Source organism: Streptomyces acidicola, assembly GCF_009377235.1.
GTDB classification, from domain to species: domain Bacteria; phylum Actinomycetota; class Actinomycetes; order Streptomycetales; family Streptomycetaceae; genus Streptomyces; species Streptomyces acidicola.
Window position 1 is genome coordinate 1 of the sequence record NZ_VMNX01000093.1, and the last position, 15371, is coordinate 15371.

Genomic DNA, 15371 nt, shown 5'->3' on the forward strand with positions numbered 1-15371 from the left:
CCCGGACCCCGTTTCGGGGGCCGGCCCCCGGACCCCCGCTCCTCAAACGCCGGAGGGGCTGGATTGAGCGGGGTAAGGCGGCAGCCCCCAGGGACGGGCCGACGGCGCGGCCTAGCGTTCCGTCACCTTCCCCGACGTCACCTCGAAGCGCCTCGTCACCTGTACCGCGTCCAGCATTCGCCGGTCGTGCGTCACCAGGAGCAGCGTGCCTTCGTACGAGTCCAGTGCCGACTCCAGCTGTTCGATGGCGGGGAGGTCGAGGTGGTTGGTCGGCTCGTCGAGGACCAGGAGGTTGACGCCCCTGCCCTGGAGCAGCGCGAGCGCGGCCCTCGTACGCTCGCCCGGGGACAGGCTCGCCGCCGCGCGCATCACGTGGTCCGACTTCAGTCCGAACTTGGCCAGGAGGGTGCGGACCTCGACCGGCTCGGTCTCCGGTACGGCCGCGCAGAACGCGTCCAGCAATGACTCGGAGCCGTGGAACAGCCCCCGGGCCTGGTCGACCTCGCCGACCAGGACTCCGGAGCCCAGGGAGCCGTGGCCCGCGTCCAGGGGGACACGGCCCAGCAACGCCCCGAGCAGCGTCGACTTGCCCGCACCGTTCGCGCCCGTGACGGCCACCCGGTCCGCCCAGTCGAGCTGGAGGGACACGGGGCCGAGCACGAAGTCGCCGCGACGCACCTCGGCGTCCCGCAGGGTCGCGACGACCGCGCCCGAGCGCGGGGCGGCCGCGATGGTCATCCGCAGCTCCCACTCCTTGCGCGGCTCATCGACGACGTCCAGCCGCTCGATCATGCGCTGGGTCTGCCGGGCCTTGGCCGCCTGCTTCTCGCTCGCCTCGCTGCGGAACTTGCGGCCGATCTTGTCGTTGTCGTTGCTCGCCTTGCGGCGCGCGTTCTTCACGCCCTTGTCCATCCAGGAGCGCTGCATCTGGGCGCGGTCCTGGAGTGCCGCCTTCTTGTCGGCGTACTCCTCGTAGTCGTCGCGCGCATGCCGGCGGGCGGTCTCGCGCTCCTCCAGGTAGGCCTCGTAGCCGCCGCCGTAGAGGTTGATCTGGCCCTGCGCCAGGTCGAGTTCGAGGACCTTGGTGACCGTGCGGGTCAGGAACTCGCGGTCGTGGCTGACGACGACGGTGCCCGCGCGCAGGCCGCTCACGAACCGTTCGAGTCGCTCCAGGCCGTCCAGATCCAGGTCGTTGGTCGGCTCGTCGAGGAGGAAGACGTCGTAGCGGGACAGCAGCAGGGAGGCCAGGCCGGCCCGCGCCGCCTGGCCGCCCGAGAGGCCCGTCATCAGCTGGTCCAGGCTCACCCCCAGGCCCAGTGCGTCGGCGACTTCCTCCGCGCGCTCGTCGAGGTCGGCGCCGCCCAGGGCGAGCCAGCGCTCCAGGGTCGTCGCGTACGCGTCGTCCGCGCCGGGCGCTCCGTCGACGAGCGCCTGCGTCGCCTCGTCCATCGCACGCTGGGCCGCGGCGACGCCCGTACGGCGCGCCAGGAACTCCCGTACCGTCTCGCCCTCCCGCCGTTCCGGCTCCTGGGGCAGATGACCCACGGTCGCGGTGGGCGGGGAGAGCCGGAGCTCCCCCTGTTCCGGCGCGAGCAGCCCGGCGAGCATGCGCAGCAGGGTGGACTTGCCCGCACCGTTGGCACCGACGAGCCCGATCACGTCGCCGGGCGCCACGACGAGGTCGAGCCCGGAGAAGAGGGAGCGGTCGCCGTGTCCGGCGGAGAGGTTCTTGACGACGAGGGTGGCGGTCACAGGGGGCGATCCTAACGACCATGGGACATGCGGTCCCAACCGAAAGCGGACCTGGCCTTCGACCGCCCGCCCCCCTCAGCGCACCATCGGCTCCACCAACACGCTCCCTGATGACCGCGCCACGACGAAGGACTCGCCCTTCAGGGCCTTCCCACCCAGTGCGATGCGATGGCGGCCCGCCGGGAGGATGCCGTCGAAGACCTCGTACGTATGGGTGCGGTAGAGACGGTCCAGGCGGTACACGGTCACCTGTACCCGGCACGTGGACGTGACCTCCACGCCCGCCTCGCCGTCGGCGGCGACCAGCCGGGTCAGGCGCCGCTGGGCCGACGGGCTGCGGTCCAGCGCGTTCTCGATCTGGGCCACGAGCAGCGGGATAACCGGGGCGAGCCCATCGACGTACGCGACCTCGACCCCGGCTCTCTCGAACGCTCCCCGTACGGCGGCGCGTTCCTCCTCGCCCACGGCCCGGCCGAAGGCCACCGCGCCGTAGGTGCGCAGTTCGTCGGCGGGCACTTCGGTGGGGTCGTGGGTGATGTCCGCACCGATGCCGATGGTGCGCAGGGCCGCCGCGAGCTTGGCGAGGACCGCGACACGGGCGCCGATGAGGAGCACGCGGCGGCGGGCGGAGGCGTCGTCTCCGCTCAGGAGGGACCGCAGCGCGCTGCGGTACTCGGAGCCCTGGAAGCGGAACGGTCCGATGCCGTGATAGCCGTTCTGTTCCAGATCGGCGGTCTCCTGGGTCTGCCAGGCGAAGTCGCGCCACACGTAGTCGTCGCCGTCCTGCTCTATGACGGCCGTGACGGCCCCGCAGGCGAGGTCCTCGCACTCGGGGCAGCCGTAGATGACGTACCGGCCGTCGGTCAGCGGGGCGTCGGCCTCCAGGAGCAGGCTGCGCACCTGGGCGGTGAAGATCGCGGGCGGGATGTCGGAGGCGAGCGGGGAGACGGCGTCGAGGTCGGAGAGCTGGAACAGCAGCGGGCGTCCGTCGACTATGAAGTCGACGAAGTCCCGGTGGACTTGGTAGTCACCGTTGGCGAGGACGCCACCGGCACGCATCGCCGGTGCCAGGCCGAAGGTCGCGTACTCGGCGGACATGGCAGACATGGTGTGAGTATCCCCAGAGCGGGAGCAATGTGAGCACGGCATGACACATTCCGTCGATGTCATCGCGTCATGGAGCCAGGAAGCGGCGCACCGGCCCGAGGAGAGGGGCGTACTTACGGTCGGGGGCGTGCGCGTCGAGACGTGACTGGACCCGACCCTGAAGCGGTGCCGGGCCACGTCGGCATGCGGCTCCGCCGCGTGGGCCGCCACGTGGGCGGACCAGCCGCGACGCGCCGGCGGGCCGCCGCCCACCGGCCCGCACGACGCACCCGCGCCCGCCCCCGGGCCGCGGGCGGCTGCGGGCCACCCGCCGGACCGCAGTTCTCCCCTGCCCTCGGCGAAGCTGTGACGCTGCGAAACTCAGGGCTTGCCGATCGGGTCCCCTTCCGTCTCCGACCCCTGGCCGGGACCGACCTTGATCTCGAAGTCGCCGTCGTACCTCGACTGCCCCACGATGACGGCGCTCTCGACGGCCTCGGACGCCATCTCCTCGCGCACGATGACCGGATCCCGGCGCAGGTCGCGCATCAGGGCGACGCACATGCCGATCATCACGAGGACGAAGGGCGCGGCGGCGAGGATCGTGAGGTTCTGGAGGCCGGTGAGCGCGTCCCCCTGTCCGCTGCCGACGAGCAGCATGATCGCGGCGACGGCACCCGTGACGATGCCCCAGAACACCACGACGAACCGGCCGGGTTCGAGCGCGCCCTTCTGTGAGAGCGTTCCCATCACGATGGAGGCGGCGTCGGCGCCGGACACGAAGAAGATGCCGACCAGGATCATCACGAGCAGGCTGGTGACGGTGGCGATGGGGTAGTCCTGGAGTACGGCGAAGAGCTGGCCCTCGGGGGTGGACTCCTCGCCGAGTTGTCCGCGCTCCTGCTGCTTCATGGCCGTACCGCCGAAGACCGCGAACCAGACGAGGCTGACCGTGCTGGGGACCAGGATCACGCCGCCCACGAACTGGCGGATCGTACGGCCTCGGCTGATGCGTGCGATGAACATGCCGACGAACGGCGTCCAGGAGATCCACCAGGCCCAGTAGAAGACGGTCCAGCTGCCCAGCCAGTCCGCGACGCCCTCGCCGCCGGACGCCTCGGTGCGGCCCGCGAGTTGGGGCAGGTCGCCGAGGAAGGAGAAGACCGAGGTCGGCAGCAGGTCGAGGATCAGGATGGTGGGGCCGGCGACGAACACGAAGGCGACGAGCACCACTGCGAGCACCATGTTGGCGTTGGACAGCCACTGGATGCCCTTCTCCACTCCGGACACCGCGGAGGCGACGAAGGCCACGGTGAGGACGGCGATGATGGCGACCAGAAGTCCGGTGCTCACCTTGTCCATCCAGTCCAGTTCCTGGACGCCGGAGCCGATCTGGAGCGCGCCGAGGCCGAGAGAGGCCGCGGAGCCGAAGACGGTGGCGACGATCGCGAGGATGTCGATGATCCGACCCCAGGTGCCGTTCGCGTGCTTGGCGCCGATCAGCGGGGTGAAGACGGCGCTGATGGTCTGGCGGCGGCGCTTGCGGAACGTGCTGTACGCGATGCCGAGGCCGACCACCGCGTAGATCGCCCACGGGTGCAGCGTCCAGTGGAAGAGGGTGGTCGCCATCGCCGTCTCCATGCGCTCGCCGGAGCTCTCGGGACTGGTCCCCGGCGGGGGCGTGGTGTAGTGCGAGAGAGGCTCGCTGACGCCGTAGAACATCAGGCCGATACCCATGCCCGCGCTGAACATCATCGCGACCCAGGACACCGTGCGGAACTCGGGCTTCTCCCCCTCCGCGCCCAGGTGGATGCGGCCGTAGCGGCTGACCGCGAGCCAGAGGGCGAACACCACGAAGCAGGAGGCGGCCAGCATGAAGGCCCAACCGCCGTTGCGTATGAGCCCGCCGAGCATGCCGGCCGAGGCGTCCTCGAGCGAGTCGGTCCAGATGGCGCCCCAGAGGACGAAGGCCAGGGTGAGGCCGGCGGTCACACCGAACACGATGCGGTCCGTCTGCGGCCGTTCGCCGCCCGGGAGGCGCGCTTCCGGGACCGGAAGCGCGCCTCTCTCATGCTGGCCGTGGGTGCGATGTTGTTCTTGCGTCACAGGCGGAACCTTTCGCCGAGCGGCTGGAACTGAGCTTCTCCTGCCCGGAACCGGCTTCCGCATGTGACGCGGTTCTCATCTTTTCAGCAGTCCGTCTCGGGCTCCCCGACCGTCAGCCGGTACGGCGCCCGCTCGTCGAGCAGCAGCGGGACGAGTGCGCGCAGCGACTGCCGCAGGGGTACGAGGGCGCCGTCGCCGTCGTGGCGCACCCGCACGCCGTGCAGGGCGAGTTCGTCCTTCACCTCCGTGTACTGGGCGTCGGTGAGCCGGTAGCCGCAGGGCGGGTTCTGGATCACCTCGGCCGGCTCGGCCGGGTCGTTGTCGGCGCCGCCGACGTAGACGGGGCCGGTGTCCCGGTAGCCGGCGACACGGGCCGCCGCGGTCGCCGCGTCGACCTTCCCGCCACGCTCCCTCGCGAAGCCGAACAGTCCCTTCAGCGCCGACAGTTGGGAGTTCACCCGGCGCCGGTTGTTGGCCGGCTCCGCGGTCCCGTCCGTCAGGGGTTCCACGCGGCTCTCGATGAGCAGTCCGACCGAATGCTTGACGCCGGACATGTTGCGCAGGATGCGTTCCTGTCCGTCACCGGCGACCTGCCTGACCGGGGCACCGGTGACGGGGTCGGTCCAGATGCCGTACGTGCCGGTCGTGTACCCGCCGGCCTGTGCGGCGGGCCGTACGTACGCCTGTGACAGTGTCTCGGCCTCCTCATGCACGGCCGCGTCGGTGTTGAGGTTGCGCGGCCAGAGGTCGAAGAGGTCCTTGTCGTAGAACCCGGGTGTGGCGCCGTACTCGTGCAGGTCGTAGACGATGTCCGGCTTGCGGTCGCGGATGACGGCGGCCATCGCCCGCGCCTCGGCCGTCTTCAGCGACAGGTGGTCGCGGTTGATGTCGACGCCGTCGCTGTTGCCGCGTGTGTCGGCGGCCCGGCCGTCCGGGTTGGCGGTGGGCACGACGAGCACGGTGGTGCGTTTCAGGAAGTCCTTGGTCGCCTTGTCCTTCGCGTACGCGAAGTCGCGGACCGTGGAGAGGCATGCCTCGCGCCCGGAGGGCTCGTCGCCGTGCTGGCTGCAGATCAGGAGCACGGTGCGGGTCGTGGGACGCGTCCCGATGCGGACGAGTTGCAGCGGGCGGTCCTGCTTGGTGGTGCCGATGCGGGTGATCGAGACGCGGTCGCTCGCCCCGTCGACGGCGGCCAGGAAGTCCTGCTCCTCCGGCTGGCCGGTCCAGCGCGCGCCGCCCGTCTGCTCGAACCCGGTGCGCGGTGGGGCGTCCGTGGCCGGTGCCGCCTGCGCCGGGGTCGACAGCAGGGGTGCGGCCAGGGCGGTGGTCAGGGCCGCGGCGATCAGCGCGGCGGTGCGGGGGTGCGGACGGGCTTTCATTCGGCTCCCGGGATGCGGTGGGCGGTGTGCGGGTCGCGGACACCGTCCAGGACGGATGTGTCCGGAGTGGCGAGGTCCGAGGCTGTGGCACCCTTCGTCGCGTCCGCGAACGCTTCGGCGCCACCGAGCAGCGGCACGCGCGCGGACGTGCGCGACAGGTCGAGTGTCAGGGTGGGCGTGGAGGACGGCGGGTCGATCAGACCCCTGTCGGTGCCCGCGACGATGAGCGCGAGGCGGTGGCCCTTCGGGACCACGTGGTCGCCGGCGTGCAGGTCGAGCGTGATCGTGTACGGCTTGCCCGGAGTGAGCGGGGTGCCCGTCTGGTCCGAGGCGTGGTTGCCCAGGTCGGCCCAGCCGCGGCTGAAGACCGTGTAGTCGACGTCGGCCGTCTTGGCCCGCGTCTCCCTGAAGCAGGAACTGTCTCCGGTGGTACTCGGACCCCAGCAGGTGCGCTCGGTGAGCGTGGTGATGCCTTCGGCGGGGTCGGCGTAGTCGCGGATGGTGTCCGGGCCCAGGTCCACGAGGACCGCCGAGAGGTGGGCGGTGGAGGTCGTGGGCGTGGCGGTGACGGTCACCTTGGAGGAGCCGGACAGACGCAGCGCCTTGGTGAGCGGCTTGGTCACGAAGCCGGCCTTGTCGGGGGTTGGCTGGTCGATCCTGGCCGCCCAGTCGGTCTCGCTCTGCCGCGGGTCGTCGGTGAAGGTCTCGGTGCCCGATCCGCGGCTCAGGCCGAGGGTGCCGACACCGGCCTGGGCGCCCTTGTCCGGGCGCAGGTTCACGGCCTCGGTGTTCCGGGGCGGCCACACGCTCGACGTCACCCAGGTGTCGGGGTGCCGCTCGATGTCGGCCATGGGCTCGTCGTCGATGCCGTTGTCGTAGCCGAGGAGTTCGTGGTCGAACCACCGGTGCAGCGTGTCCACCCACGCGGCCCGCCGGAAGTCGAACGGGTCGACATGCCCGGTCCCCGAGATCCAGATCTTGCGCTCGACGCCGTTCTTCGCGAGGGCGTCCCACCACTGGCCGAAGTGCCCCGGCCGGACGTTGAGGTCCTGCTGGCCGTGCACGACGAAGACGCTGGCCTTCACCTTCTTGGCGTCCTTGACGTAGTCGCGCTCGGTCCACAGCGGGGTCCAGTCCCCGGTGCGCGGCGCTCCGTCGACGAGCTTCTGCTGGACAGCCGCGCACCTGGCGCGGGCGTCGGGGCTCTCGACGTAGTCGGACAGCCAGTCGGGGCCGGAGTCGTAGAGCGGGGCACCCTTGGCGAAGTAGTAGTCGTACCAGGAGGAGATGGCGGCGATCGGGACGATGGTCCTGAGGCCCTCGACACCGGTGGCGGCTACTCCGTTGGCGATGGTGCCGTCGTAGCTCTTGCCGATCATGCCGGTCCTGCCATTGGTCCAGGTGGCCTCGGCGCGGGCGGTGCCGGTGCGGGTCGTGTAGCCCTTGGCGCGGCCGTTCAGCCAGTCGATGGCGGCCTTCGCGGACTGGATGTCGGAAGGGCCGCCGACGTCGACGCAGCCGTCGGAGCGGTTGGTGCCGGCGAGGTCGACGCCCACGAAGGCGTAGCCGCGCGGCACGAAGTAGTTGTCGTAGAAGAGCGGCATCTGGACGACGTTGCCGTTCGCGTCGTACGTCTTTCGCTGGCTCTCGTTGCCGCGCCCGCAGCAGGAGTAGTACGGGCTGGCGTCCATGATCACGGGAATCTTGCGGCCCTGCCGGGCGGGCTCACGGGGCCGGACGATGTCGACGGCGACGCGGTCCGGCCTGCCGTCGCTGTCACCGGCGAGTCCGATGTCGACCCATACGGACTCACGGATGGCGTTCTCGTACGAGTAGACGGGCTCGCTCAGCTTCGGTGCGGGTGCGCTGGTCGCCACCGCAGGGGTCAGGAAGGTGGCGATCAGGGCGGCCGTGGCCGCCGTCGCGAGCGATCTCCATATCGTGAAGCGCCTGCGGCGCGCAGGTGGGGACATGCGCGGACGGTACTGCCGTCAACTCCCGTGCAAAAGATGGCCTAATCGGGCTTATGAGGATTCAGATGGGTTTCGGTCAGCGGTGGCTTGAAAGGTGGGTCGCCGAAGGTCACCCATGTCGGGCGCATGGCGATCGAGTGACAGCCGGGGCGGTGGACACCTCCTGGCCCACCGGGGATGCATAGGCTCCCGACAGACTTCGTGACCCTACGACTTGGAGTCCCACGTGCACCGCAGACTGATCGCACCGGGTGCGCTCGCCGTCTCCCTGCTGCTGACGGTCCCGGCATCGGCCGCCGACTACAAGCCCGGTGCGCCCGGCATCGGCGACCCCTACTACCCGGCCTACGGCAACGGCGGATACGACGTCTCGCACTACGACCTCCGGCTCAAGTACCAGCCGGTCACGGACACCCTGGAGGGCACGGCGACTCTCCTCGCCCGGACCACGCAGGACCTGTCCCGCTTCAATCTCGACTTCCTGCTGGACGTCAGCGAAGTGCGCGTCGGCGGCGCCAAGGCCTCCTTCGCCAGGTCCGGCGAACACGAGCTGGAGATCACCCCGCAGACGCCCCTGGCCAAGGGCACGCCCGTCACGATCGTGGTGCGCTACCGCGGGGTGCCGTCGTCGAAGCAGGCGTACGGCTTCACCAACTGGCACCGCACTCCGGACGGCGGGGTTGCCGCGAACGAGCCCGAGGCGGCCTGGTGGTGGTTCCCCAGCAACGACCACCCGCTGGACAAGGCCACCTACGACGTGTCGGTCGCCGTGCCCGACGGCACCCAGGCGATCTCCAACGGCACGCTCCAGTCGACGAGTTCACGCGCGGGCTGGACCCGCTACAACTGGCGGTCCGCCAAGCCGCAGGCGACGTATCTCGCCACGCTCGCGGTCGGGAGGTTCGACATCACGACCGGGCGCACCGAGAGCGGGATTCCGGTCATCAACGCATACAGCAAGGACCTGGGTGACACAGCCGGAGCGGCCCGCGCGAGCGTCGAGCGCACGGGTGAGGTCACCGACTGGCTCACCGGGTACTTCGGGCCGTACCCCTACAACGCCCTCGGCGGCTATGTGCCCAACGTGACCACCGGGTACGCGCTGGAGACGCAGACCCGGCCGTTCTACAGCCCGCGGCAGTTCGCGGGCGGCTCGAACGTCTCCGTGGTCGTCCACGAGCTGGCCCACCAGTGGTACGGCGACCTCGTGTCCGTCGCCGGCTGGAAGGACATCTGGATCAACGAGGGCTTCGCCCGCTACGCACAGTGGCTGTGGTCCGAGCACGAGGGCGAGGGAACCGCACAGGAGCTCGCGGACCACGTGTACGCGTCACACGCGGCCGACGATCCCTTCTGGAAGGTCAAGCCCGGTGACCCCGGGCCGGAGCACCAGTTCGACATCGCCGTGTACGACCGGGGCGCGCTGGCGCTCCAGGTCCTGCGGAACGAGATCGGTGACAGGGCGTTCTTCACGATCCTCAAGGGGTGGCCGGCGAAGTACGCCTACGGCAACGCGACGGTCGGGGACTTCCAGGCGTATGCCGAGCAGGTGTCCGGGCGGTCGCTGGCGGGTCTGTTCGACACATGGCTGTTCAGGCCGTCGAAGCCGGGGGCGCCTGCGGCGCGCGGTGCGGGGGTCGCCTCGCGTAGCTCGGGGGTCACGGCGCCGAAGTCCTGGACGAAGATCACGGCGACGAATTCTGTGCACGGTCGCTGAGTGCCGGAGCGGACGGGGGCGGTGGGGTGACTTCCGGCCGTCCTGGAACCGCGGGCCGGTTGTGGCTTGTCGCGCCCACGCGGCCGAGCTGCAGATCGATACAGCCCCGCGCCCCTTTCGGGGCGCGCCCGGTCGTCGCAGCTGTTGCGGGACGCGGTGGCGGAGCGCGATCCGCAGGCCGTGAAAGTCCCTGTCGGCCCCTATGCAACCGTTCCTCTGGACTAGGCAGAAGTTAGCCTGATCAGCCGCCCGCCCCGAACGGTCTTGGGCGCTCCCCCACTGCCCCAAGGGCGCGGGAGGTACCCCCAGGTCCCCGGCGTACTCAACCCCGGGGCGGCGACACGCATCCCGTGCGTGGTCCGGTCCCGGGGGCCCCGCCGGCCGGAGGCCGCTGTTGGACACCGCCCTGTGCGACCTGGCCAGTGGGTACAGCCAGTGGGTTGCCGGACCCCCGCGCGCCCCCAAGCGTCACCCGTCGGCGAACCGCTCCCCCCTCTCCGCCTTCTCCACCAGCAACGCAGGCGGCGTGAACCGCTCCCCGTAGCGCTCGGCGAGCTCCCGCGCGCGGGCGACGAATCCGGGCAGCCCCCCGTCGTAGCCGTTGATGTACTGAAGGACGCCACCGGTCCAGCCGGGGAAGCCGATACCGAGGACGGAGCCGATGTTGGCGTCGGCGACGGAGGTCAGCACGCCCTCCTCCAGGAGCCGGACGGTGTCCAGCGCCTCGGAGAAGAGCATGCGCTCCTGCATGTCCTCGAAGGGGATCGCGTACCCCGGCTTAATGAAGTGCTCGCGCAGGCCCGGCCACAGCTTGCCGCGCCCGCCGTCCGGGCCGTAGTCGTAGAAGCCCGCGCCGCCGCCGCGCCCGGTGCGCCCGAACTCGTCGACCATCCGGTCGATCACCGCCTCGGCCGGGTGGGCGGTCCAGGTGCCGCCCGCTTCCTCCACGGCCCGCCTCGTCTCGTTGCGGATCTTGCGCGGGAGGGTGAGGGTCAGCTCGTCCATCAGTGAGAGGACTTTCGCCGGATAGCCCGCCTGGCCGGCCGCCTGCTCGATCGACGCGGGCTCGATGCCCTCCCCGACCATCGCGACGCCCTCGTTGATGAAGTGGCCGATCACCCGCGAGGTGAAGAAGCCGCGCGAGTCGTTGACGACGATCGGGGTCTTGTTGATCTGCCGGACGAGGTCGAAGGCGCGGGCCAGGGCCTCGTCGCCGGTCCGCTTCCCCCTGATGATCTCGACCAGGGACATCTTGTCGACCGGGGAGAAGAAGTGCAGTCCGATGAAGTCGGTCTGCCGCTCCACGCCCTCGGCGAGCGCGGTGATCGGCAGGGTGGAGGTGTTGGAGCAGAGCAGGGCGTCCGGTGCGACGATGGGCTCGATCTCCTGGAACACCTTGCGTTTGAGGGCCGGGTCCTCGAAGACCGCCTCGATGACGGCGTCACAGCCCGCGAGGTCGGCCGGATCGGCGGTCGGCGTGATGCGGGCGAGCAGTGCGTCGGCCTTCTCCTGGGTCGTACGGCCCCTGGAGACCGCCTTGGCGCAGAGCTTCTCGGAATAGCTCCGGCCCTTCTCCGCGGCCTGAACCGACACGTCCTTGAGGACGACCTCGATGCCCGCGCGGGCGCACGCGTACGCGATGCCGGCGCCCATCATCCCGGCACCGAGCACGGCGACCCTGCGGACCTGGCAGGGCTCGATGCCCCGCGGGCGGTTTCTGCCTGCGTTCACGGCCTGGAGGTCGAAGAAGAACGCCTGGATCATGTTCTTCGCGGTCTGCCCGGTGACCAGCTCGGTGAAGTAGCGGGCCTCGATGGTCAGCGCGGTCTCGAAGTCGACTTGGGAGCCCTCGACGGCGGCCGCGAGGATGTTGCGCGGTGCCGGGTACGGTGCGCCGTTCAACTGCTTCCTGAGGTTGGCGGGGAACGCGGGCAGGTTCGCCGCGAACTTCGGGTGGGCCGGGGTGCCGCCGGGGATCTTGTAGCCCGGCTTGTCCCAGGGCTGCTGCGACTCGGGGTTCGCGTCGATGAAGGCGCGGGCCTTGGCGAGCATCTCCTCGGGGGTGGCGGCCACTTCGTGGACGAGACCGCCCGCGAGGGCACGCGCCGGGCTGTACTGGGTGCCCTGGAGAAGCACTTTGAGGAGGGCGTCCGCGATACCCATCAGCCGTACGGTGCGGGTGACGCCGCCGCCCGCCGGGAGGAGGCCGAGGGTGACCTCGGGGAGGCCGATCCTGGAGCCGGGGGCGTCGAGGGCGACGCGGTGGTGGCTGGCCAGCGCGATCTCGTAGCCGCCGCCCAGGGCCGCGCCGTTGATGGCCGCGACGACCGGCTTGCCGAGGGTCTCGATGCGGCGCAGGGAGTTCTTGATCTCCATACCGGTGTCGAACGCCTGCTGGGCATTTCCCGGGCCCACCTGGATCATGTCCTTCAGGTCGCCGCCCGCGAAGAACGTCTTCTTCGCGGACGTGTAGATGATCCCGCGGATGGAGTCCTTCTCCGCCTCCGCGCGGTCGGCGATCGCCTTGATGGAGGCCCTGAACGCCTGGTTCATGGTGTTGGCGGACTGGTTGGGGTCGTCGAGGACGAGGGTGACGACACCGGTGTCGTCCTGTTCCCAGCGGATGGTGGTGCTCTCGGTCATGGAAGGTTCTCCGTTGCAGTCGGGTCGGTCCGCTGGTGGGTTACAGACGCTCGATGATCGTGGCGATGCCCATGCCGCCGCCGACGCACAGCGTGGCCAGTCCGTAGCGCTTGTCCTGCCGTTCCAGTTCGTCCGTCAGGGTGCCCAGGATCATCGCGCCCGTCGCTCCGAGCGGATGCCCCAGCGCGATGGCGCCCCCGTTGACGTTGACCTTGTCCAGTGAGATCCCCATGTCCTTCACGAAGCGGAGCACCACGGCCGCGAAGGCCTCGTTGATCTCGACGAGGTCGATGTCGTCGATGGTCAGTCCGGCCCTCGCGAGGGCCTTGCGGGTCGCGGGTGCGGGACCGGTGAGCATGATCGTGGGCTCGGAGCCGGAGACGGCCGCGGACACGATCCGCGCGCGCGGTGTCAGCCCGTAGCGCTCACCGACCTCCCGGGAGCCGATCGCGACGAGCGCCGCGCCGTCCACGATGCCGGACGAGTTGCCCGCGTGGTGGACGTGGTCGATCTCCTCGACCCAGTGGTACTTCTGCAGCGCCACCGCGTCGAAGCCGCCGAGGTCCCCGATGTCCGCGAAGGACGGCTTCAGCGTGGCGAGCGAGTCGGCGGTGGTGCCGGGCCGCATGTGCTCGTCGTGGTCGAGGATCGTGAGCCCGCTGCGGTCCTCGACCGGGACGACGGACCTGTTGAACCGGCCGTCCTTCCATGCGGCCGCCGCCCGCTCCTGCGACAGCGCCGCGTACTCGTCGACGTCCCGTCGTGAGAAGCCCTCGATCGTGGCGATGAGGTCCGCGCCGATGCCCTGCGGTACGAAGTTGACGGCCATGTTGGTCATCGGGTCGTTGAACCAGGCGCCGCCGTCGGAGGCCATCGGCACCCGCGACATGGACTCGACACCGCCCGCGAGCACCAGGTCCTCCCAGCCCGAACGGACCTTCGCCGCGGCCATGTTGACGGCTTCGAGGCCCGAGGCACAGAAGCGGTTCTCCTGGACGCCGGCCACCGTGTCCGGCAGCCCGGCGGCGACCGCGGCGATCCTGGCGATGTCGGAGCCCTGGTCGCCGACGGGTCCCACGACACCGAGCACGATGTCGTCGATCGCGGCCGGGTCGAGCCCCGGGAAGCGCCGCCGGACCTCATGGATCAGCCCGGTCACCAGGTCGATGGGTTTGGTGCCGTGCAGGGCGCCGCTCGCCTTGCCGCGGCCGCGGGGGGTGCGGATCGCTTCGTACACGTACGCTTCGGTGCTCACGAGTCAGGCCTTTCGGATGGCAAGGGGTCGGGGAGCCGGGGCGGCGTGAAGGTCGGTGGAACAGGCCGGTGGCACAGGTGTCAGCCGTCGTCCACATGGGTGTCAGCCGTCGTGCGATCGGGGGTCAGCCGTCGTCCTTCAGCAGACCGGGTATGTCCCAGTCCCGGGCCACGGCCTCGGTGTCGGCGCCCGGCTGGGCGGGGCCGCTGCGCAGGGACGTGGGGGTCGTGGAGAACCGGGGTGCGGGGGCGGGCTGGGTGATGCCGCCGAAGTCGGTGAAGGTGCCGCGTGCGGCGAGGTGCGGGTGGTGTGGCGCCTCGCTCAGTGACAGGACCGGGGCCACGCAGGCGTCGGAGCCCTCGAAGACGGCCGTCCACTCGTCGCGCGTACGGGCCTTGAAGCGGGCCGCGACCGTCTCGCGCAGTTCGCCCCAGCGCGCCACGTCCTTGCGGGCGGGAGCCTGCTCCTCGATGCCGAGCAGGTCCACGAACTCCTCGTAGAACTGCTGCTCCAGCGCGCCCACGGCCATGTACGTGCCGTCGGCCGTCTCGTACGTCCCGTAGAAGGGGCAGCCTCCGTCGAGGAGGTTGGCCGCGCGCCGGTCCTGCCAGCGGCCGGCGGCGAGCATGCCGTGGATCATCGTGGCCAGGTGCGCGGTGCCGTCGACGATCGCCGCGTCGACGACCTGTCCTGCGCCGGTGGCACGCGCGTGGTGGAGGGCGGCGAGAACGCCGACGACGAGGTAGAGCGAGCCGCCCGCGTAGTCGCCGACGAGGTTGGCCGGGACGGCGGGCGGCTCGTCCGGGCTGCCGATCATCCCGAGGGTGCCGGTCGGCGCGATGTACGCGATGTCGTGCCCCGCCCGCCCGGCGAGCGGCCCTTGCTGGCCCCAGCCGGTCATGCGGCCGTAGACGAGCCGCGGGTTGCGGGCGTGGCAGGTCTCGGGGCCGACGCCGAGGCGCTCGGCGACGCCGGGGCGGTAACCCTCGATGAGGATGTCCGCGCGGTCGACCAGGTCGAGGACGAGGTCCGGGCCGTCCTCACTCTTGAGGTCGACGATCACCGACCGCTTGTTGCGGTTGGTGACGTCGTACTCGGGGTCGATGGCGAGTCCGGTGCCGTCGGGACGGTCGACGCGGACCACGTCGGCTCCGAGGTCGGCGAGGAGCATGGCGGCGAAGGGGCCGGGCCCGATTCCGGCGAGCTCGACCACGCGCACACCTACGAGCGGGCCCTGCCCGAGCGTCCCTGCGTCTGCCATCCGGCCCCCTGAGCGTGACACTGCTGATGTAGCACCAGTGATGCTAAGAACGTGTTCCAGTGGGCACAAGACCTGGGCGAGCAAGCGCTTAGTCGTCTGCCGGGAGTCGAGTTGCCCGGAGTCGGGTTACCCGGAACCAGGGGTTCGTCCAGGCTTCCTGGGCATGGGCATGATCACACCTCCGGCTCCCGATCTTTCG

The 15371-nt window shown here is 70.5% G+C and carries 9 protein-coding genes; 1 reads left to right on the top strand and 8 read right to left on the bottom strand.

Annotated features, from left to right (window positions below; translation table 11 throughout):
• Positions 1–111: 111 nt before the first annotated feature.
• The 5 genes from FPZ41_RS23440 to FPZ41_RS23460 all read right to left on the bottom strand — a co-directional run bounded on the left by FPZ41_RS23440 (position 112) and on the right by FPZ41_RS23460 (position 8296).
• A complete protein-coding gene (locus FPZ41_RS23440) occupies positions 112–1752 on the bottom strand; it encodes an ABC-F family ATP-binding cassette domain-containing protein (RefSeq protein WP_322620614.1) in 1641 nt (546 codons plus the stop codon).
• A gap of 75 nt (positions 1753–1827) precedes the next feature.
• Positions 1828–2850 (bottom strand): oxidoreductase, encoded by a 1023-nt coding sequence (locus tag FPZ41_RS23445; protein WP_152865685.1) that lies wholly within the window; start codon positions 2848–2850, stop codon positions 1828–1830.
• A 369-nt stretch (positions 2851–3219) separates the two neighbouring features.
• Positions 3220–4839 carry a BCCT family transporter gene (locus tag FPZ41_RS23450; RefSeq protein WP_407698806.1) on the bottom strand — a complete coding sequence of 540 codons (1620 nt, stop codon included), beginning with the start codon at positions 4837–4839 and terminating at the stop codon, positions 3220–3222.
• A gap of 188 nt (positions 4840–5027) precedes the next feature.
• A complete protein-coding gene (locus FPZ41_RS23455) occupies positions 5028–6323 on the bottom strand; it encodes a M14 family metallopeptidase (protein ID WP_152865647.1) in 1296 nt (431 codons plus the stop codon).
• Entirely contained in the window at positions 6320–8296 is a 1977-nt protein-coding gene (locus tag FPZ41_RS23460; protein WP_152865651.1) for a Xaa-Pro dipeptidyl-peptidase, read from the bottom strand. The genes FPZ41_RS23455 and FPZ41_RS23460 overlap by 4 nt, the downstream gene beginning before the upstream one ends.
• A gap of 226 nt (positions 8297–8522) precedes the next feature.
• On the opposite strand from FPZ41_RS23460, the gene FPZ41_RS23465 reads away from it, so the two are divergent.
• Positions 8523–10013 (top strand): M1 family metallopeptidase, encoded by a 1491-nt coding sequence (locus FPZ41_RS23465; protein ID WP_322620616.1) that lies wholly within the window; start codon positions 8523–8525, stop codon positions 10011–10013.
• A 468-nt stretch (positions 10014–10481) separates the two neighbouring features.
• Here FPZ41_RS23465 and FPZ41_RS23470 read toward each other — a convergent pair whose 3' ends face one another.
• From FPZ41_RS23470 to FPZ41_RS23480, 3 genes are all read right to left on the bottom strand, one after another.
• Entirely contained in the window at positions 10482–12656 is a 2175-nt protein-coding gene (locus FPZ41_RS23470; protein ID WP_152865657.1) for a 3-hydroxyacyl-CoA dehydrogenase NAD-binding domain-containing protein, read from the bottom strand.
• A gap of 40 nt (positions 12657–12696) precedes the next feature.
• Complete coding sequence (locus FPZ41_RS23475) at positions 12697–13911, bottom strand: acetyl-CoA C-acetyltransferase (RefSeq protein WP_322620617.1); 1215 nt, start codon at positions 13909–13911, stop codon at positions 12697–12699.
• 124 nt (positions 13912–14035) lie between these two features.
• Complete coding sequence (locus FPZ41_RS23480) at positions 14036–15172, bottom strand: CaiB/BaiF CoA transferase family protein (protein WP_152865659.1); 1137 nt, start codon at positions 15170–15172, stop codon at positions 14036–14038.
• Positions 15173–15371: the final 199 nt, after the last annotated feature.

What these genes read in the sequence shown, in the direction of transcription:
- FPZ41_RS23445 (WP_152865685.1), bottom strand. Translation starts at nt 2,850, where the DNA reads ATGTCCGCCGAGTACGCGACCTTCGGCCTGGCACCGGCGATGCGTGCC.
- FPZ41_RS23455 (WP_152865647.1), bottom strand. Translation starts at nt 6,323, where the DNA reads ATGAAAGCCCGTCCGCACCCCCGCACCGCCGCGCTGATCGCCGCGGCC.
- FPZ41_RS23460 (WP_152865651.1), bottom strand. Translation starts at nt 8,296, where the DNA reads ATGTCCCCACCTGCGCGCCGCAGGCGCTTCACGATATGGAGATCGCTC.
- FPZ41_RS23470 (WP_152865657.1), bottom strand. Translation starts at nt 12,656, where the DNA reads ATGACCGAGAGCACCACCATCCGCTGGGAACAGGACGACACCGGTGTC.
- FPZ41_RS23480 (WP_152865659.1), bottom strand. Translation starts at nt 15,172, where the DNA reads ATGGCAGACGCAGGGACGCTCGGGCAGGGCCCGCTCGTAGGTGTGCGC.